The sequence below is a fragment of the Nonomuraea sp. NPDC049758 genome, assembly GCF_040674635.1.
Lineage (GTDB): Bacteria > Actinomycetota > Actinomycetes > Streptosporangiales > Streptosporangiaceae > Nonomuraea.
In genome coordinates, this window is the sequence record NZ_JBFAMZ010000003.1 from 576,884 (window position 1) to 594,842 (window position 17,959).

The following is a 17,959-nucleotide window of genomic DNA, read 5'->3' on the forward strand; positions in this document are numbered from 1 at the left end:
GCTCAGAACGTGCACTCCATGTGCTTGATCCCGTTGATGAACGACGAGTGCAGGCGGTCGGGCCTGCCGCCCTCGATCTGCGGCACCCGGCGCAGCAGCTCGCGGAACATCACCGTGATCTCCCGCCGGGCCAGGTGGGCGCCGAGGCAGAAGTGCGGCCCCGGCCCGCCGAAGCCGACGTGCGGGTTGGGGTGGCGGGTGATGTCGAAGCGGTACGGGTCGGCGAACACCCGCTCGTCCCGGTTCGCCGCCCAGTAGAACAGCACCACCTTCTCGCCGGCGCGGTAGAGGTGGCCGTTCATCTCGTGGTCGCGGGTGACCTTGCGGCGCATGAAGTTCACCGGCGAGGCCAGCCGGACGATCTCCTCCACGGCCCCGGGGGCGCGACCCTCGACGTCCTCCAGCCACAGGGCGCGCTGGTCGGGGTTCTCGGTGAGCAGGCGCAGGCCGTGGGAGATGGCGTTCCTGGTCGTCTCGTTGCCCGCGACCACCAGCAGGATGAAGAACGACCCCAGCTCCTGCATCGTCAGCCGCTCGCCGTCGATGTTGGCGTTGACCAGCGAGGACGTCAGGTCGTTGGTGGGGTTGGCGGCGCGGTGGGCGGCGAGGTCCTGGACGAGCTGCTGCAGCTCCATCCCGGCGGTGAGCAGCCGGGTGGCGAGCTGGTCGAGGTCGCCGCCGGTGTACTCGGGGTCGAAGCCGCCGAGGATGATGTTCGAGCGGTCGAAGACGAACCGGTAGTCGCGCTCGGGGATGCCCATCATGTCGCAGATGATCTTCAGCGGAAGGCGCGCGGCCACGTCGGTGACGAAGTCGCCGCCGGGACCGGCGGCCACCAGGTCGTCCACGATGCGCACGGCGGCGGCCTCGACGTCCGACTCGAACTGTTTGATCATCTTGGGGGTGAACGCCCGGGAGACGATCCTGCGCAGCCGGGCGTGCCGGGGGTCGTCCATGTTGATCATGGAGCCGAAGTACTCGGCGAACTCGGCGGGCATGTCGGGGATGTTCGTCGCGCCGCCGTCGCCGGAGCAGAAGACCTCGGGATTGCGGCTCGCCTCCAGGATGTCGGCGTGCCTGGCCAGCGCGTAGTAGCCGGGCCCCTTGGGCGCGACGGCCATCTCCATCTCCTCGAAGAAGGCCGGCGTCTCGCGGGCGCGCAACCGGTCGAACGCCGCCTCGCGCTCGCCCATGGGCCTGGCCCAGAAGTTCCGGTCCGAAAGGTCGAAGTCCAGGACGGTCATAGGGCCATCATTCGGAAAGCGACCACTTACGTCAATGGGTTCGACGTACACCGTACGTGGCTGCTGGAAAAACCGGTGGCTCGTGCGGTCGGGGCTTTTGTAGGGTGCCGCGCATGACGTTCTTCTTCCTCCTCGGCTAGCGATCCGCCGGCGGGCCGTGGGCTGACCCACCGCCGGTGATGCGGGGCGGCCTGCCGCCGTCCCGGGTCGCTACGTGGGAGAAGAACAGTTGCTCACCTTGGCGGTGGCCAGGGCGGTGCGTGGCACCGAACCCCTGGTCGCGGCGGAGATTCGGCGTGCCCGTCTCGGGGTCGTCGTCGGCGTCCGCCATCGGGAGGTGTGGTTCGAGGTCCGGCCCGGCGCCGGGCTCCTGGGATTGCGCACCGCGGACGACGTACTGCTGGCCGCGGCCGTGGTGGACGGGGTCGGCCACGGCCGCTCCGCGCTCGCCCGGCTGGCGCGGGCGGCCCGCGGGATCGACCTCGGCCCGCCCGGCGGCCCCGACGTCGAGGTCTCGGCCTCGTTCGTGGGACGCCGCAACTACACCAGGCACGAGATCGAGGACGCCGTCGGGACCGAGCTGGCCCGGTCGTGGCGGCTGCGCTACCACTCCCGGCGGGACGGCGGCCGACCACCTGCGGGGGCGACGGCGTGGCGGGTGACGATCGAGGGCGACCAGGCGGTCATCGCGCGGCGGGCCGGTGACCGGCCGCTGCACCGCAGGCCGTACAAGACGGCCTCGATCCCGGGCACGCTGCACCCGCCGCTGGCCGCCGCGATGGCCCAGCTCGCCGGGCTGGGCGCGGAGGGCTTCGGCGGCGTCGTGCTCGACCCCTGCTGCGGAGCGGGCACCACCCTCATCGAGGCCCACGCACTCACGCTCCCGCCGCACACCGGACCCGCCGGGCTTGCCGGGCCTGCCGAGTTCTCCGGACCCTCCCGACCCTCCGGGCTCCCCAGCCTCCCCGGACTACCCGCGCTCCCGGGGTGCTCCGGGTTCTCCGGGGGTGTCGGGTTCGTCGGGTTCGACCGCGACCCGGTCGCCGCCGCGGCGGCCGCCGCGAACGCTCGGGCCGCCCTTCCGCCGGACGGTCCTCGCCCGTTCCGCTGGGGGCTCGCCGACGCCGGACGGCTCCCCGTGGCGGACGGAAGCGTGCGGCGGGTGCTGGTGAACCCGCCCTGGGGACGTCAGGTGCCGCCGCGCGGCCTGCTCGGGCCCGGCCTGGACCCGTTGTGGCGGGAGGTGCGGCGGGTGCTGGAACCCGGCGGCCTGGCCGTTGCGCTGCTCCACGACGATCCCGGCGCCGGCGGGACACCGGGCGCCGCCCCGCGCGGGTTCAGGATCGAGCAGGCACTCCCGGTGAGCCTGTCAGGACGCCACCCGGTGATCACCGTACTCGGCAGGCGGGCCCGAGCCGGACGAGGTGCCACCCGGTGATCGCCGAGGTCAGGAGGCGAGCCGGTCCCCACCCGGTGAGCGCCGCGGCTACAAAGAGAGCCGGTCGGCTCCCGGTGAGCGCCGAGGTCAGGAGGCGGGGTCGAGCCAGTCGAGGATGAGGCGGTTGACCTCCGCGGGCCGTTCCAGGTGCAGGAAGTGGCCCGCGTCCGCCACCAGCTCGACCCGCGACCCCGGCGGCAGGCTGCCGGCCGCGTCCTTGGCCATCTCCACGCCCATGCACCCGTCGCGCTCGCCGTGCAGGTACAGGACCGGGCCCGCGGTGGCGGGGTCGACGTCCGGGTAGCGCCCCGAGGGGGGCGTGGTGCCGAGCGCGGCGCGGTAGTACCCGATGGCCGCCGCCATGTTGGCGGGCTCGCCCAGGCTGCGCCGGACGAACGCCAGGTCCTCGGCCGGGTCGTGGCCGGGCGACCAGTCCCGCCACAACCGGTCGAGGAAGGCCGGGTCGGCGACGGCCGGCTCGGCCAGCACGGTCTGGAACAGGAAGATGTAGAACGACCGCTTGAGCTGCTCGTACGCCAGCAGCCCGAGAAGCTGCGCGCCCGGCGGCGGCACCGCGAGCGCGACCGCCCGGCGGAAACGCCCGGCCAGGGCGTAGGCGGGGAAGGCCCCCCAGTCGTGTCCGATGATCACCGCGTTCTCGTCGCCGCCGAGCTCCTCGTGCAGCGCCCGCACGTCGGCGACCAGGGCCGCCTCCTCGTACGCGCCGTCGGCCGGGATCTCGGTGGGCGCGTAGCCGCGGCTGAACGGCGCGACGGCGCGGTAGCCGCGTCCGGCCAGCTCGGGCATCAGGTGCCGCCAGGTGTGCGCGGTGTCGGGGAACCCGTGCAGGCACAGCGCCAGCGGCCCCTCCCCCACGGTCAGATACGCGAACTCCACACCGTTGGCATGGATCGTTCTGATCTCCATGACTGCGAAACCTAGCATTCACCTCCTTCCGGGAGCACCACTGCACAAGGGGCCCTTCATCGTGAGGAGCAGGGCATGCGGCGCGGATGGGTTCTCGCCCTCGCCTCACTGACCGTCGTGCTCGTGGCGGTGGACCTGACCGCCGTGACGATCACGCCGCCCTGGGGGCGAGCCTGGCCGAGGTGCAGTGGGTGGTGGACGCGTACGCGCTGGCGCCGGCCGCCGTCCTGCTGCCCGCCGGGGTGCTGGCCGACAGGTACGGCCGCCGCCGGATGCTGACCGTGGGCGTGACGGTCTTCACGGTGGCCTCGCTGGCGCCGTCTCCGGCCTGGCGATGACGCTGGGCCCGGTGGTGGGCGGCGTGCTGACGGCGACGTTCGGCTGGCCGGCCATCTTCCTGATCAACCTGCCGATCGGCGTGTTCGTGGTGGTGGCGCTGCGGCAGCGGGTGCCGGAGTCGCGCGGCCGGGGTCACCTGGCCCCGCTGGGCGTCGCGCTGGTCGCCGCGGCGCTGTTCGCCATCATCCCGGCGCTCATCCACGACGTGCCGCTGCTGCTGGTGGCCGGGCTGGCGCTGCTGGCGGCGTTCGTCTACGCCGAGCGGCGGACGGCGACCCCGATGATCGACTTCGGGGTGTTCCGGAACGGGGTGTTCGCGGTCGGCTCGGCCACGACGCTGTGGCGCGGGCAACGTGGTGGCCAACCAGGTCGGCCTGACCGCGCCGATGGATCAGGTGGGCATGGCCACCGGGACGGTGAACACGCTCAAGCAGGTCGGCACGGCGGTGGGCGTGGCGGTGCTGGCGGCGCCGTACCGGTCGGGCGTGTCCACGATGTTGCCGGTGGCGGCCGGGCTGGCGCTGGCGGGCGCGCGGCTGCCGCTGGCCCTGGCGGGCAGGCGGGTCAGTCGGTCTCCGGCCAGTCCCAGCCCAGCTGGAGGAACAGGCCCAGCCGGTCGCTGACCGCGCGGATCTCGCTGATCCGCCCCTCGCGCAGGGTGACCAGGAAGATCGCCTCGACCTCGAAGCTGCGCCCGGTGGGCGTGGGCATGCGCGGGTGGGTGCCGGAGTGCGTGCCGGTCATGCGGATCCGGGCGACCAGTTTGTCCGCCTCGGCGACGACCTCCTCGACCTCGATGTGGAACGGGTCGAACGCGTCGAGCTGCATCCGGATGCCCTCGAAAGCGGCGCCGGGCTCGTCCGGCTCACCAAAAATGATCTTGTTGTGGTCGACGACGTCGGGGGCCAGGTAGTCGCCCAGGTCGTCGAGGCGGCGTTCGTTGACGGCGGCGAAGAAGTCGGCGATCACGGTCGCCCCTCTCTCTCTTACGGTGTAAGACGGCAGTATCTTACGGTGTATGAGAGACCGGATGTCAAGGGAGCGGGTGCTGGAGGCGGCCCTCGAACTCCTCGACCGCGAGGGCGCGGCCGGGCTGTCCATGCGCAAGCTGGGCAAGGAGCTGGGCGTGGAGGCGATGACGCTCTACTACTACGTGCCGAACAAGGACGCGGTCCTCGACGGGCTGGTCGAGCTGGTGCTCTCCCGCGTCACGATCGAGCCCTCCGGCGACTGGCGGGGGTGGATGCGGGCGTTCGCCGAGTCGATCAGGGCCGAGCTGCTGCGGCATCCCGCGCTCATGCCGGTGGTCGCGATCCGGCCGGTGGCCACGCCGGGAGCCCTGGGCATGGTCGAAGGCGCCGCCGCCGCGCTGACCCGGGCGGGTTTCACGGCCAAGGAGGCGCTGCACGTCATCAACGCGGTGTCGACGTTCGTGATCGGGCACACGCTGGCCGAGGCGGGCCCGGACAGCCCGCGGCAGCCCGACCTGGACCTGGCCGATCATCCGGTGCTGGCACGGGCGGTCGCCGACGGCCTCGGCACGCCCGAGGACCACCGGGAGCGCTTCGAGCTGGCCGTGGCGGCCCTGCTCAGCGGATTCGCGCCGCGAACCCCCGAAGGAGGAAGCTGAGGTCGTCGGCCCCCCGGAGCTCCGGGCAGGCGCCGGTGGCCATCACCTCGCGAATCCAGGGGCCGACCGCCCTGCCCCGACAGTCCGGTACGGCGCAGCGCATCCTGCTCGACGGGTTCGCGGCCTGGCCCGCGCGGACGACGGCCTGGCCGAGGCGGTCAGAACGTGTACGGCAGGCGCTTGATGCCGTTGATGAAGTTCGACAGCAGGAAGTCGGGCTCGCCGACCGTCCTGATGCCGGGCAGGCGGGTGAACAGCTCGCGGAACATCACGCTCATCTCCCTGCGTGCGAGGTGGGCGCCCAGGCAGTAGTGGGGCCCCGGGCCGCCGAAGCCGACGTGCGGGTTGGGGTCGCGGGTGATGTCGAAGACGTCCGGGTCGGTGAAGACGGACTCGTCGCGGTTGGCCGAGTTGTAGAAGAGCAGCACCTTGTCGCCCTTCTTGTACGGCACGCCGTTCATCTCGTGGTCCCGGGTCAGCGTGCGGCGGAACTGGATCACCGGGGTCGCGTAGCGCACGATCTCGTCGCACGCCCGGCCGACGCGCGCGTCGAAGTCGGCCAGCAGCAGCTCCCGCTGGCCGGGATGGTCGGTGAACAGCTTCAGCCCGTAGGCGATGGCGTTGCGGGTGGTCTCGCTGCCGGCCACCACCAGCAGGATGAAGAACGACCCCAGCTCCTGCGGGCTGAGCCGCTCCTCGCCGCCCACGAGCAGGCTGACCAGGTCGCCGGTCGGGCGTTTGCGGCGCTCGTCGCCGAGGCGGGCGGCCATCCGGTTCAGCGAGTAGCCGGCGCGCAGCAGCTTGGCCAGGCCGCGGGCGACGTTGACGCGGCTGAAGTTCGGGTCGATGCCGGTGTACTCGGGGTCGGCGTTGCCGAGGATGACGTTGGTCCGCCGCAACACCAGGTCATGAAATTTCGGCGGAATCCCCATCATGTCGCAGATGACCCGTACGGGGAGCCGGGCGGCGACCTGCGCCACGAAGTCGCCCGGCCCCTGCTCGATCGCCTCGTCCACGATCTCGGCGGCGGCCCTGGCCAGGTCCTCCTCCATCTTCGACAGGATGCGCGGGGTGAAGGCCCTGGAGACGATCCTGCGCAGACGGGCGTGGCGCGGATCGTCCATGTTGATCATCGAGCCGAAGTAGACGCTGAGCCAGCGCGGCATGTCCGGGATGCTGTTGGAGCACGGCTCGCTGCTGAAGACGGCCGCGTTCCTGCTGGCCTCGGTGACGTCGGCGTGGCGGACGAGGGCGTGGTAGCCGGGCCCGCCGCCGATGAACGGCACGGTCTGCTCCGGCACGAAGAGGGGCCGTTCGAGCCGGCGCAGGCGGCGGAAGGTCTCCAAGCGGTCCGCCTGCGGCAGTCCCCAGAACGGTATCTGCGAGATGTCCAGATCCGCGGAGAGCGTCATACCGTACAAGCCTTGGGCAAGTGCTCACTTACGTCAAGGTCCGCCGCATCGCGGCTACCGGTTTCCCAGGATCAACTCCGAGCCCTTCTCGCCGATCATGATCGCCGGGGCGTGCGTGTGGCCGCGGTTGAGCGTCGGCATGACGGACACGTCCACCACCCTGAGCCCTTCGAGACCGCGCACCCGGAGCGACGGGTCCACGACCGACCCCTCGTCGGTGCCCATCCGGCAGGTGCCGACGGGGTGGTAGAGGGTCTCGCCGCGTTCGCGCACCCACCGGGCCAGCTCCTCGTCGCTCTCCGGCCCCCAGTACGGCGCCATCGGGCCGCCCGCGTACCGCTTCATCGCGCTCGTCGCGAACACCTGCTTGGCCGTCTTCAGCCCGGCGACCAGGCGCTTGACGTCGGCCTCCGCGCTCAGATATCCGGGGTCGATCAGCACGTCGCGGCCGCTCAGCCCGACCCTGCCGCGGCTCTGCGGCTGCAGCAGCACGACGCCGACGGTCAGGCCGTGGCCGGTCGGCGGGGTGAGCCCGTGGTCGACGAACGGGCCGGGGGCGAAGACGAGCTCGATGTCGGGGGCGGGCTCCTCGGCCGACGTCCGTACGAAGGCGACCGCCTCGCCGACGTTCGTGGTCAGCATGCCAGAGCGCAGCACGATGTAGCGCAGCAGGTTCACCAGGGACTCGGCCTTGGTCAGCGTCACCGGCTCCTTGCACTCGACGTACACGCCGGAGGCGAGGTGGTCCTGGAGGTTCTTGCCGACCTCGGGCAGCTCGCGCACGACCGGCACCCCCGCGTCGCGCAGCTCCTCGGCCGCGCCCACCCCGGAGCGCATCAGCAGGTACGGCGAGCCGATCGCCCCCGCCGACAGGACGACCTCCCTGGCCGCTCTGACCACGGTGCCGCCGCTGTGCTCGATGCCGACGGCGCGGGAGCCCTCGAACACCACGCGGTCCACGGTCGCGCCGGTGAGCACGGTGAGGTTCGGCCTGGCGGCGGCCGGGCGCAGGTAGGCGTCCGCGGCGCTCCACCTGCGGCCGCGGTTCTGGGTGACGGGGGTGGGGCAGTAGCCCTCGTTGGAGCGGCCGTTCAGCTCCGCCAGCCGGGTCAGGCCCAGCTCCTCGCAGGCCCGTAGAAAGGCCGCCGTGGTGACGTTGGGGCTGCGCAGCTCGGAGACGTAGAGCGGGCCGGAGGTGCCGTAGACGCCGCCGTGGTTGCTGCCGACACGCTGCTCGGCCCTGGTGAAGTACGGCAGGACCTCCTCGTACGTCCAGCCGGGCACCCCCCACTGGTCGTAGTCCTCCTGGCAGCCGCGCACCCACATCTGCGCGTTGAGCGAGGACGAGCCGCCGATCACCCGGCCGCGCGGCCAGTAGAGCTCGCGGCCGGACATCTCGCCCTGCTTGGCCGTCGTGAAGTTCCAGTCGTAGTCGGTCTTGAACAGCTTGGCGAAGCCGGCGGGCATGCGGATCTCCAGCTTGTCGTCATGCCCGCCCGCCTCGACCAGCGCCACCGACACCGACGGGTCCGCCGACAGCCGGTTGGCCAGCACGCACCCGGCGGACCCCGCTCCGACGATCACGTAGTCGTACTGCATGAGCACTCCAGGGGGCTAAGTAACCTGCCACTTGCTTACTCCAGGTGAGCTGGCGCGTCCATATGCATCTGTAACCTCTGTTACCTACTGCGGCCCGCGTTCAGCGGGCCGCAGCAGGGCCGAATGAAATTCGCCCTACCGGTCGGTATGGGCTGATGCCAAGATGGCGGGCAAGCGCGTACAGAGGAGGAAGGCGTTCATGCTCAACTTGTCGGTCGTCCTGGAGGACAGCGCCAGAAACAACCCCGACGGCACGGCGATCGTCTTCGGCGACATGCGCCTGCCGTACGGCATGATCGACACTGTCGCCCGCCAGGTGGCGAACCTGCTGGTGTCGCGTGGCATCGGCAAGGGCGACAAGGTGGCGCTGGCCTGTCCCAACCTGCCGTACTTCCCGTTCGTCTACTTCGGCATCCTCAAGGCCGGCGCCACCGTGGTGCCGCTGAACGTGCTGCTGCAGGGCCGGGAGATCGCCTACCACCTCGACGACAGCGACGCCAAGGCGCTGTTCTGCTTCGAGGGCTCGCCGGAGCTGCCGCTGGGTGAGCGCGGCAAGGCGGGCTTCGAGGCCGCGGCCGGCTGCGAGCACTTCTTCGTGCTGCCCGCCACCCCGCTGGCCACCGAGTCCCCGTACGGCGAGACGGTGTGGGCGGCGCTCAACGGCGTGCCGGCCGACTTCGAGACGGTGCAGACCGACCCCGAGGACACCGCCGTGATCCTCTACACCTCGGGCACCACGGGCCAGCCCAAGGGCGCCGAGCTCAGCCACCAGAACATGCTGATGAACGCCCTGATCAGCGACCGGATGTTCCCGCGCAGCGAGGGCGGCGACACCTACCTCGCGGTGCTGCCGCTGTTCCACTCCTTCGGCCAGACGACCGTCATGAACACCGCCTTCATGCGCGGCGCGACGGTCGTGCTGATGCCGCGCTTCGAGCCGGGCGAGGCCCTGGAGCTCATGCGCAAGGAGAGCGTGACGACCTTCGCCGGCGTCCCGACGATGTACTGGGGCATGCTCACGAAGATCCACGCCGAGGGCGCCGAGGTGCCGCGCAGTCTGAAGGTGGCCGTGGCCGGCGGCGCGTCCTCGCCGGTGGAGGTCCTGAAGGACTTCGAGCAGACCTTCGGCATCGGCATCCTGGAGGGGTACGGCCTGTCGGAGACCTCCCCCGTGGCCAGCTTCAACCAGCTCGGACGGCCCACCAAGCCCGGCACGATCGGCACGCCCATCTGGGGCGTGGAGATGAAGCTGATCGACGGCGACTGGAAGACGGTCGAGGGCGAGGGCCCCGGCGAGATCGCCATCCGTGGCCACAACGTCATGAAGGGCTACTACGGCCGCCCGGAGGCGACGGCCGAGGTGCTCAAGGACGGCTGGTTCCGCACCGGCGACATCGCCACCCGCGACGCCGACGGCTACTACGCCATCGTCGACCGGGCCAAGGACATGATCATCCGGGGCGGCTTCAACGTCTACCCGCGCGAGCTGGAGGAGGTGCTCATGACCCACGAGGCGGTGTCGCTGGCGGCGGTCGTGGGCGTCCCGCACGAGTCGCACGGCGAGGAGGTCAAGGCGTACGTCATCCGCACGCCCGGCTCGTCGGTCACCGAGGACGAGCTGATCGCCTGGGCCAAGGAGAACATGGCGGCCTACAAGTACCCGAGGATCGTCGAGTTCCGCGACGCCCTGCCGATGACGGCCACGGGCAAGATCCTCAAGCGCGAGCTCCGCTGACCGGCCGCGGCGCGGGCCCCGGCCCGCGCCTTCCGGCCGCGCCGCCCCCTGTGCCGATCGTCGAGCCGGCCGCTGAGCCGATCGCCAAGGCCCGCCCGCTCGTGCTGTTCGACCTGGACAACACGCTGATCGACCGGCTGGCGGCGTTCCGGCTGTGGGCGGCCGAGTTCGCCGCGGGGCGCGGGCTGGGCCCGGACGCCGTGGACTGGCTGGTACGGCTGGACGCCGACGGCTCCGTGCCGATGGACGTCTTCTTCGCCCGCGTACGCGAGCGCTTCGCGCTTGCCGAGCCCGGCGAGGAGTTGTGGCGGGCCTACCGGGCCAGGCTGCCGTGGCTGGTGGAGTGCCGTGCCGAGGTGCTGGCGGGGCTCGACCGGCTGCGGGCGGCGGGGTGGGCGGTCGGGATCGCGACGAACGGGATGACCGACAACCAGACGGGCAAGATCCGGCGTACCGGGCTGGCCGAGCGGGTGGACGGATGGGCGATCTCCGGTGCGGAGGGCGTGCGCAAACCCGGCGCGCGACTGTTCCGGATCGCCGCCGACCGGTGCGGAGCCGTGCCGGCGGGCGGATGGATGGTGGGCGACGACTCGGAGAAGGACATCGCGGGCGGACGCGCGGCCGGATTGCGGACGATCTGGATCGACCGCGGGACGGGCGCGGCGGCTCCCCCGGCGGACCTCACGGTGGACGACGTGCTGGCGGCCATGGAGCTGCTCATCGGGATGCCCGGCGGCGGGGGCGGTCGCTAATGTGGCCGGATGCGTGACAAGCCCGCGGATCTGGACGAATCGCTGCTGGCGCCCGCCCTGGAGGCGTGGGGGATCAAGGCCGTCGGGCTGGCGTACGCGCCGGTGGGCTTCGGCGACCACCACTGGATCGCGACCGGCGCCGACGGACGACGCTGGTTCCTCACCGTCGCCACCCTGCCCTCCGCACCGACTGCCCCCCTCCCCCGCGAGCCACGGGCGGCCGGTGGCCTGGGCGGAGGGGCGCGGGTGGCGTTCGGGAAGTTGGGGCGCGCGCTGGAGACGGCGGCGGCCCTGTCAGCGACCCTGAAGTTCGTGGTCGCCCCCGTGCCGGACCTCGACGGCGGCGCGCTGCTCCGCCCGCTCGCCACCCGGTACGCGCTGAGCGTCTTCCCGTTCGTCGACGGCGTCACCGGCGGCTTCGACGACGAGCCGGCCGAGCACGACCGCGCCCAGGTCATCGACCTGCTGGCCGAACTGCACGGCACGCCCCCGCCCCCGTCGACCCCGTCCCGCCCGCTGCAGCCGGCCGGACGGGCGGCGCTGGAGCGGGCCCTCGCCGAGACCGGCCGCCCGTGGACCGGCGGCCCGTACGCCGAGCGGGCCCGAGCCCTGCTCGACCGGCACGCCGGAACCCTGCACGCCCGGCTGGGCGACTTCGACCGCGGCTGCCGCGACCTCGGCCCGCCCGTCGTCACCCACGGCGAACCCCACCCCGGCAACGTGCTCCGGCACGAGGGCCGCTGCCTGCTGATCGACTGGGACACCGTCGGCCTGGCCGTGCCGGAACGGGACCTGTGGCTGGTCGCCAGGACCCCCGGCGACCTGGCCAGGTACGCGGCCGCCACCGGCCGTACGCCCGACCCCGCCGCCCTGGCCCTCTACCGGCTGCGCTGGAGCCTCGACGACGTGACCCAGTACGTCGCCCTGTTCCGCGCCCCGCACGGCCACACCCGCGACGCCGAGCTGAGCTGGCACTTCCTCACCCGCACGCTCGACGGCCTGGCCGCCGGCGGGGCCTCCGCCCGCTGAGCGTCCCGGCGGTCAGGCGCCGAGCAGTTCGGCGAGCACCGCTGCCTCGCTGATCTCGGGCTGCTTGGTGGCGGTGAGCAGGGTCAGCGGGCCCTTCCCGGCGAGCTCGCGCAGGTGGGCGACCGCCTCGGCCCGCTCCGGCTCGGCCAGCTCGTCCCGGTAGCGGTCGCCGAACTCCGCGAACCGGTCGGGGTCGTGCCGGTACCAGGTGCGCAGCTCGGTGGAGGGAGCGACCTGCTTGCACCATTCGTCGAGATGGGCGTCGGCCTTGGCCAGCCCGCGCGGCCACAGCCGGTCGACCAGCACCCGGGCGCCGTCGTCCGGCGCGGGCTCCTCGTAGACCCGGCGCACCCGGACCTTGTTCCCAGCCGTCACCGTCCGCCCCTCCTTCCGACCGTGAGACCACGCTACGCCGGACGATGCCAAGCGCCGTTCAGGGACCCGGCCGGGGGACGTCTAGGATCCGGGTTGTGGACGAGCCGATCCCCGACACGCTGCCGCCCGTGCTCCACGACCTGCGCGCCACCTGCGGGGTGAGACGTGGGGAGAGGGCGACGGGCCCTCTCCCGCCCGTCACGGCCAGTTGACCGCCGGGCGCAGCTGCACGCCGGACCGGCCGTCGTCGTCGAGCTTGACGCCCAGCACCTGGTGCAGCTGGACCTTGTTGCGCTCGAAGCCCACGATGCAGCCCGCCATGTACAGGGCCCACACCCTGGCCGTGCCCATCCCGACCTCCTGGACGGCCTCGTCCCAGTTGGCGTCGAGGTTGTCGCACCAGTGGCGCAGGGTCTTGGCGTAGTGCTCGCGCAGGTTCTCCTCGTGGCGGATCTCGAAGCCGATGTCCTCCATCTGCCTGATCAGCCAGCCCACCGACTCCAGCTCGCCGTCGGGGAAGACGTAGCGGTTGATGAAGCCGCCCTTGTTGAACGTCTTCTCCTTGCCCGTCGGACGGGTGATGCAGTGGTTGAGCAGCCGGCCGCCGGGCTTGAGCTTGCCGTAGAGGAACTCGAAGTACGACGGGACGTTGTCCTTGCCGATGTGCTCGGTCAGGCCGATGGAGCTGACCGCGTCGAAGCCGGTCTCCCGCACGTCGCGGTAGTCCATGAAGCGCACCTCGGCGAGGTCCTGGAGGCCCTCGTCGGCGATCGCCTTCTGGGCCCACTCGGCCTGCTGGCGGCTCAGCGTCACGCCCAGCGCCTTCACGCCGTAGTGCTTGGCGGCGTGGATGACCATGCCGCCCCAGCCGCAGCCGACGTCGAGCAGGCGCATGCCCGGCTTGAGGTCGAGCTTCCTGGCCACCAGGTCGAACTTGGTGTACTGGGCCTCCTCCAGCGTCGCGCCCTCCTCGGGGTAGGTCGCGCACGTGTAGGCCATGGACGGCCCCAGCACCCACCGGTAGAACCGGTTGGACACGTCATAGTGGTGGTGGATCGCCTCGGCGTCACGCTGCTTGGCGTGCCGCGAGCCGAGCCGGGCCAGGGCGCTCTGACGCACCTCCTGCGGGGGCGGCGGCACCCGCATCAGCAACGGCTTGACGCCCAGCGACCGTACGGCGGCGAGCTTCTCGCCTGCGGTCAGGTCGTTGGTGGTGATGTTCCACATGCGGTCGAGCAGGGTGTACAGATCGCCGTGCACGTCGATGTGCCCCGAGATGTACGCCCTGGCCAGACCCAGTTCCCCGGGGGCCTGTGCCAGGTAGGCCACCGCGATGGGCGACTTGACCTCAAGACCGAGGTCGGCGCCGTCGGGACCGGCCTTGCTGCCGTCATAGGCCATGAACGAGATGTTCGCGTCAGAGCCGACGATCTTCTCAAAGATGCTTGCGAGAGCCATGCTCACCTTCCCCGTACACACTTTTCGTACAGGTCCAGCAGGCGACCGTTCGGGTCGTATTCCCGCTTGACCGGCCAATAAGCATCACCGTTGTACAGCTCCCAGAACTGCTCACGGGCGTAGAAGGAGGTCGAGTAGAGCGACTTGTGGCCGTCCAGCTCGTGTACCGAGTCCTCGATGAGCCTGTTGTAGTAGCCGTCGAACTGGCCGCGCGGCAACGGCACCATGCCCCAGAAGCCGAAGTTGACGTAGAGCTTCCCGGGCTCCAGCGGGTACAGCGGCCACTGGGAGCTCGACCGCAGCGGGCACATCCAGACGGGGGTCATGCCCACCTTGTCGTGGAAGAACTCCAGGAACTGCGCGCCGCGCTCGACCGGCACCTCGACGTCCTGGATGACCGACTCCTGGACGGGCTGGTCGCGCCAGCGGTCGATGCGGGCGGTCAGCCCGGTCCGGCGGTCGAGGGCCACGAGCCTGCGGTAGACGTCGGAGCGCATCCAGCGGCGCGGCATCAGCGAGCGGACCACCGGCTGCTGCACGCCGAACGCCCGCGAGCACCAGAACCAGTCGGTGTCCCAGCGCCACAGGTAGTCGTGGATGCTCAGCCAGTCGCGGCTGCGCTGCCTGATCGACTGGTAGTAGATGCGCATGCCGGTGTAGTCGGAGACGTAGGGCGCGCGGTCGGCGAAGCGGCCCAGCGTGATGTACATCTCCTCCGGGTCGAAGAAGACGCCGTCCACGAAGTCGACCTGCTCGCCGTCGTGCACCATGCTGTCGCAGATCTCCTGCATGGCCAGCATGCACTTGGCCGCGTCGGTGAACCTGATGTGCGTCAGGTGCACGTACGGCTGGACCTTGCGGAGCTTGATCCGGATGCGCAGGGCGTAGCCGAGCGTCCCGTAGGAGTTGGGGAAGGCGCGGAACAGATCCTGGTGCTCGTTGTCGTCACGGGCCACGACGATGCGGCCGTCGCCGGTGAGGATCTCCAGTTCCTCGACCGACTCGTGCGGCAGGCCGTCCCGGAAGCTGGTCGACTCGATGCCGAGGCCGGTGACGGCGCCGCCGAGCGTGATCGTCTTGAGCTGCGGCACCACGTACGGCATGAGGCCGTGCGGCAACGTGGCCTCGACGAGGTGCTCGTAGGTGGTCATGCCCTGGACCTCGGCCGTCATCGTCGCCGGATCCACGCTGATGACCTCGTCGAGGTCTCTGGCCGACAGCTTGGCCGTCCTGCCTCCGTCACGGAACCTGAACAGGTTGGACGTGGACTTGGCCAACCGGGGAGCGGCGTCGCCGGGGATCTCGGCGTAGGACTGCCGGATCTGCTCTACTGCCCGTTGGTGTGTCGACATCGTCGTCGTCACGGAAGCACCCCCTTGAGCTGGTAGAGATCGTCCGTAAGACCGTATCTCCCGCAGCCCGGCTCGAACAGACCGGGGTCGTTAAAGACACGAAAACTGTTCATCGTGCCAGGTGAAACGCCTATGTGGCAGGCAAATGCGGAAATCTACGTCTAACCAGGGGTGAGACCCCATTGAGCACGGCACGCACCTCTCGTCCCTCCAGTGCCGCCGTGAGGTTGTCCAGCACGGCCGTGAGCAGGCGCGTCGTCGCCTCGGGCGTCACCCCGGCGGCGTGCGGCGACAGCAGCACGTCCGGCAGATCGCGCAGCGGGTCGCCGGCTGGCAGCGGCTCGGTGTCGAACACGTCGAGCGCGGCCCCGCCGAGGTGCCCGTCGCGCAGCGCGGCGACCAGCGCCGCCTGGTCGACGACGCCGCCCCTGGCCGCGTTGACCAGCAGCGCGCCCTGTTTCATGCGGCGCGGGTCGATCAGCCCGCGGGTCTCCTCCGACAGCGCGATCACCACCACCAGCACGTCGCTGCCGGCCACCAGCGTCTCCAGGTCGGCGCGGCCGGGCGCCTGCCGCGGGGACCTGGTCCAGTAGGAGACCTCGCAGCCCAGGGCGCCGAACAGGCGCACGCAGTTCTCGCCGATCGGGCCGTACCCGACGACGCCGACCCGGCGGCCGCTCAGCTCGCGCGGGCGCAGGCCCTGCTGCGGCCACTCCCCCGCGCGGACGGCGGCGTCGGCGGCCCCCAGCCGGCGCGACAGCGACAGCGTGGCGGCCAGGCACCACTCCGACACCGCGACGGCGCTGACGCCCGGCGTGTTGGCCAGCGGCACCCCGGCCTCGGCGAGGGCGGCCAGGTCGTGGCCGTCGACGCCCACCGAGGGCTGCTGCACGAAGGCCAGCGCGGGCGCGTGCTTGACCGCCTCGGCGTCGAGCACGAGCGTGGAGGTCCAGTCGCCGAGCACGATCTCGGCCTCGGGCAGCGCGGCCAGCAGCCCGGCCCGGTCGCGGGTGGCGGGCACGCGGACCGTCACCCGGTCGCCGAGCGGGGCGAGCAGGCCGCGCGTCGCCTCCTCGGGGAGCGGCGGCAGGGCGAGCAGGTTCCAGGGGCTCATGCCTTCACCGTAAAGCTGTCGATCACCTGTCGCATCAGTGCCCTGTTGCGCAGCCACTGGTCCTGGGCGACCGTCCAGGACAGGATGTAGGCCGTCTCGCCGGACACCACCGCGCGGCGCACCTCGTGGTAGGTCATGCCCGGCCTGATCCAGTGGGTGCCGGCGGCGCTGGCGGCGGTCCAGGAGAACTCCCACTCGACCGCCTTGACGCCCCGGTGGTTGACCACGCGGCGGCCGCGGCTGATCACCTCCTGGCCCTCCTGCCGCAGCGTCTCCTCCGAGTCGCGCAGGATCTGGTTGGCGTCCAGGCTGGAATACAGGGCCTCCACGCCGAGGTGGGCGTTGCCGTCGCGGCGCGTCCACTCGGTGACGGACTCGCGCATCGCGCCCCGCCAGCCGATCGGGCGCAGGATCGACCAGCCCTCCCGCGAGGTCCACGCGCGTACGGCCGGGCGGACCCGCCGCACGGTCGGCGTGGGGGTCGCCGACGGCGTCGGGCTCGTCGTGGGCTGCTGCGAGGGTGACGGGCTCAGCGGGCTGGCCGCGGCGGCCGGCTGGGCGGTGCGCGGGGCGCCCTCGGCGGGCGTGGCGAGCTTGAAGTAGGCCACCGCGCCGCCCGCGACGACCACGACGGCGGCGGCGGCCACGGCCAGCACGGCCCGCCCGCGCCCGCTGCCCGGCTTCTTCTCCGGCAGGTCGGTGTAGGCGGGCTTGGCCGCCACCTCGATGGCCGCGAGCAGCCGGTCGGCCTCCTCGGCGTCCACCCGGTCGGCGGGCTCCTTGCGCAGCAGGCCCTTCAGGATCGGGTGCATGATCGGCGGGATGCGCCGGTAGTCGGGCTCCTCGTTGAGCAGCGCGTTGATCGTCGCCATGGCCTCGCCGCGGTCGAAGGGCGAGCGGCCGACCATCGCGGCGAACAGCGTCGCGCCGAGTGACCACAGGTCGGAGGGCGGCCCGGCCTCGTCCGCACGCACCCGTTCGGGGGCCAGGAAGCTGGGCGAGCCGGTCACCATGCCGGTCCTGGTCAGCGAGGCGTCGCCCTCGACCGTGGCGATGCCGAAGTCCATCAGCACCACGCGGCCGTCGTCGGCGAGCAGGATGTTGGCGGGCTTGACGTCCCTGTGCAGGATCCCGGCCTCGTGGGCGGCCCTGAGCGCCGACAGCACCTGGCGGCCCACGTCGGCCGCCTGCCGCACGGGCAGGGCCCCCGAGGTGGCCACGACCTCTTCGAGCGAGGGGTGCGCGACCAGCTCCATGACGATCCAGGGCCGGCCGCCCTCCTCGACCACGTCGTAGACCGCGACCACGGAGGGGTGGTTGAGCTTGGCCGCCGTACGGGCCTCGCGGGCGGTGCGCATGAGGTGGCGCTCCTGCTCGCCCGGCGACAGCCCCTCGGGCAGCAGCACCTCCTTGATGGCCACCTGCCGGTTGAGCAGCGTGTCGTAACCCTCCCAGACGACGCCCATACCCCCGCGGCCCAGTTCGCGCCGTAACTGGTAGCGCCTGGCGACAAGCCGGTTGCTCTCCGAAACCATGTCCTACCCCTGTAGCGGCG

Annotated in this window: 17 protein-coding genes; 7 read left to right on the forward strand and 10 right to left on the reverse strand. The window is 71.6% G+C overall.

Annotated elements, in window-relative coordinates; genetic code table 11:
* Positions 1-2 precede the first annotated feature (2 nt).
* Positions 3-1,244 carry a cytochrome P450 gene (locus tag AB0J46_RS10765; RefSeq protein ID WP_364329321.1) on the reverse strand — a complete coding sequence of 414 codons (1,242 nt, stop codon included), beginning with the start codon at positions 1,242-1,244 and terminating at the stop codon, positions 3-5.
* Between the two features lie 229 nt (positions 1,245-1,473).
* Between AB0J46_RS10765 and AB0J46_RS10770 the strand changes: the two genes are divergently transcribed.
* Positions 1,474-2,682, forward strand: a complete 1,209-nt coding sequence (locus AB0J46_RS10770) for an RNA methyltransferase (protein ID WP_364329324.1) — start codon at positions 1,474-1,476, stop codon at positions 2,680-2,682.
* Positions 2,683-2,769: 87 nt separating this feature from the next.
* Here the strand turns inward: AB0J46_RS10770 and AB0J46_RS10775 are convergent, their stop codons facing one another.
* Entirely contained in the window at positions 2,770-3,609 is an 840-nt protein-coding gene (locus AB0J46_RS10775) for an alpha/beta hydrolase (protein WP_364329327.1), read from the reverse strand.
* A gap of 86 nt (positions 3,610-3,695) precedes the next feature.
* Here AB0J46_RS10775 and AB0J46_RS10780 point away from each other — a divergent pair, with 86 nt between their 5' ends.
* Entirely contained in the window at positions 3,696-3,947 is a 252-nt protein-coding gene (locus AB0J46_RS10780; RefSeq protein ID WP_364329330.1) for an MFS transporter, read from the forward strand.
* 354 nt (positions 3,948-4,301) lie between these two features.
* The gene (locus AB0J46_RS10785) at positions 4,302-4,571 is read left to right on the forward strand and encodes a hypothetical protein (protein WP_364329333.1); all 270 of its coding nucleotides are present in this window, start codon (positions 4,302-4,304) and stop codon (positions 4,569-4,571) included.
* Here the strand turns inward: AB0J46_RS10785 and AB0J46_RS10790 are convergent.
* The gene (locus AB0J46_RS10790) at positions 4,513-4,917 is read right to left on the reverse strand and encodes an ester cyclase (RefSeq protein WP_364329336.1); all 405 of its coding nucleotides are present in this window, start codon (positions 4,915-4,917) and stop codon (positions 4,513-4,515) included. The two genes, AB0J46_RS10785 and AB0J46_RS10790, sit on opposite strands and share 59 nt — an antisense overlap.
* Positions 4,918-4,966: 49 nt before the next feature.
* Between AB0J46_RS10790 and AB0J46_RS10795 the strand changes: the two genes are divergently transcribed.
* On the forward strand, positions 4,967-5,578 hold the full coding sequence (locus AB0J46_RS10795; protein WP_364329339.1) for a TetR/AcrR family transcriptional regulator C-terminal domain-containing protein: 612 nt from the start codon (positions 4,967-4,969) through the stop codon (positions 5,576-5,578).
* A gap of 158 nt (positions 5,579-5,736) precedes the next feature.
* Here AB0J46_RS10795 and AB0J46_RS10800 read toward each other — a convergent pair whose 3' ends face one another.
* Entirely contained in the window at positions 5,737-6,990 is a 1,254-nt protein-coding gene (locus AB0J46_RS10800) for a cytochrome P450 (protein WP_364329341.1), read from the reverse strand.
* A 54-nt stretch (positions 6,991-7,044) separates the two neighbouring features.
* The gene (locus tag AB0J46_RS10805; RefSeq protein WP_364329345.1) at positions 7,045-8,589 is read right to left on the reverse strand and encodes a GMC family oxidoreductase N-terminal domain-containing protein; all 1,545 of its coding nucleotides are present in this window, start codon (positions 8,587-8,589) and stop codon (positions 7,045-7,047) included.
* A 199-nt stretch (positions 8,590-8,788) separates the two neighbouring features.
* On the opposite strand from AB0J46_RS10805, the gene AB0J46_RS10810 reads away from it, so the two are divergent.
* Genes AB0J46_RS10810 through AB0J46_RS10820 form a run of 3 tightly spaced genes read left to right on the forward strand, consistent with a single transcriptional unit; the run spans position 8,789 to position 12,105 of the window.
* On the forward strand, positions 8,789-10,324 hold the full coding sequence (locus tag AB0J46_RS10810) for a long-chain fatty acid--CoA ligase (RefSeq protein WP_364329348.1): 1,536 nt from the start codon (positions 8,789-8,791) through the stop codon (positions 10,322-10,324).
* Positions 10,325-10,374: 50 nt separating this feature from the next.
* Positions 10,375-11,076 carry an HAD-IA family hydrolase gene (locus AB0J46_RS10815; RefSeq protein WP_364329351.1) on the forward strand — a complete coding sequence of 234 codons (702 nt, stop codon included), beginning with the start codon at positions 10,375-10,377 and terminating at the stop codon, positions 11,074-11,076.
* A gap of 9 nt (positions 11,077-11,085) precedes the next feature.
* The gene (locus AB0J46_RS10820; protein WP_364329354.1) at positions 11,086-12,105 is read left to right on the forward strand and encodes a phosphotransferase; all 1,020 of its coding nucleotides are present in this window, start codon (positions 11,086-11,088) and stop codon (positions 12,103-12,105) included.
* Positions 12,106-12,117: 12 nt separating this feature from the next.
* Here AB0J46_RS10820 and AB0J46_RS10825 read toward each other — a convergent pair whose 3' ends face one another.
* From AB0J46_RS10825 to AB0J46_RS10845, 5 genes are all read right to left on the reverse strand, one after another.
* On the reverse strand, positions 12,118-12,480 hold the full coding sequence (locus tag AB0J46_RS10825; RefSeq protein WP_358284134.1) for a DUF488 family protein: 363 nt from the start codon (positions 12,478-12,480) through the stop codon (positions 12,118-12,120).
* Positions 12,481-12,678: 198 nt separating this feature from the next.
* The gene (locus AB0J46_RS10830; RefSeq protein WP_352357847.1) at positions 12,679-13,938 is read right to left on the reverse strand and encodes a cyclopropane-fatty-acyl-phospholipid synthase family protein; all 1,260 of its coding nucleotides are present in this window, start codon (positions 13,936-13,938) and stop codon (positions 12,679-12,681) included.
* Positions 13,939-13,940: 2 nt separating this feature from the next.
* Entirely contained in the window at positions 13,941-15,290 is a 1,350-nt protein-coding gene (locus tag AB0J46_RS10835) for an FAD-binding oxidoreductase (protein ID WP_364329616.1), read from the reverse strand.
* Between the two features lie 130 nt (positions 15,291-15,420).
* On the reverse strand, positions 15,421-16,404 hold the full coding sequence (locus AB0J46_RS10840; RefSeq protein ID WP_352357849.1) for a 2-hydroxyacid dehydrogenase: 984 nt from the start codon (positions 16,402-16,404) through the stop codon (positions 15,421-15,423).
* Positions 16,401-17,939: a serine/threonine-protein kinase gene (locus tag AB0J46_RS10845; protein ID WP_364329359.1), complete on the reverse strand. Its 1,539-nt coding sequence runs from the start codon at positions 17,937-17,939 to the stop codon at positions 16,401-16,403. The genes AB0J46_RS10840 and AB0J46_RS10845 overlap by 4 nt, the downstream gene beginning before the upstream one ends.
* Between the last annotated feature and the right edge of the window lie 20 nt (positions 17,940-17,959).

Coding starts and splice junctions, on each gene's coding strand:
- AB0J46_RS10765 (WP_364329321.1), bottom strand. CDS start 1,244: ATGACCGTCCTGGACTTCGACCTTTCGGACCGGAACTTCTGGGCCAGG.
- AB0J46_RS10775 (WP_364329327.1), bottom strand. CDS start 3,609: ATGGAGATCAGAACGATCCATGCCAACGGTGTGGAGTTCGCGTATCTG.
- AB0J46_RS10780 (WP_364329330.1), top strand. CDS start 3,696: ATGGGTTCTCGCCCTCGCCTCACTGACCGTCGTGCTCGTGGCGGTGGA.
- AB0J46_RS10795 (WP_364329339.1), top strand. CDS start 4,967: ATGAGAGACCGGATGTCAAGGGAGCGGGTGCTGGAGGCGGCCCTCGAA.
- AB0J46_RS10800 (WP_364329341.1), bottom strand. CDS start 6,990: ATGACGCTCTCCGCGGATCTGGACATCTCGCAGATACCGTTCTGGGGA.
- AB0J46_RS10805 (WP_364329345.1), bottom strand. CDS start 8,589: ATGCAGTACGACTACGTGATCGTCGGAGCGGGGTCCGCCGGGTGCGTG.
- AB0J46_RS10810 (WP_364329348.1), top strand. CDS start 8,789: ATGCTCAACTTGTCGGTCGTCCTGGAGGACAGCGCCAGAAACAACCCC.
- AB0J46_RS10820 (WP_364329354.1), top strand. CDS start 11,086: ATGCGTGACAAGCCCGCGGATCTGGACGAATCGCTGCTGGCGCCCGCC.
- AB0J46_RS10830 (WP_352357847.1), bottom strand. CDS start 13,938: ATGGCTCTCGCAAGCATCTTTGAGAAGATCGTCGGCTCTGACGCGAAC.
- AB0J46_RS10835 (WP_364329616.1), bottom strand. CDS start 15,290: ATGTCGACACACCAACGGGCAGTAGAGCAGATCCGGCAGTCCTACGCC.
- AB0J46_RS10840 (WP_352357849.1), bottom strand. CDS start 16,404: ATGAGCCCCTGGAACCTGCTCGCCCTGCCGCCGCTCCCCGAGGAGGCG.
- AB0J46_RS10845 (WP_364329359.1), bottom strand. CDS start 17,939: ATGGTTTCGGAGAGCAACCGGCTTGTCGCCAGGCGCTACCAGTTACGG.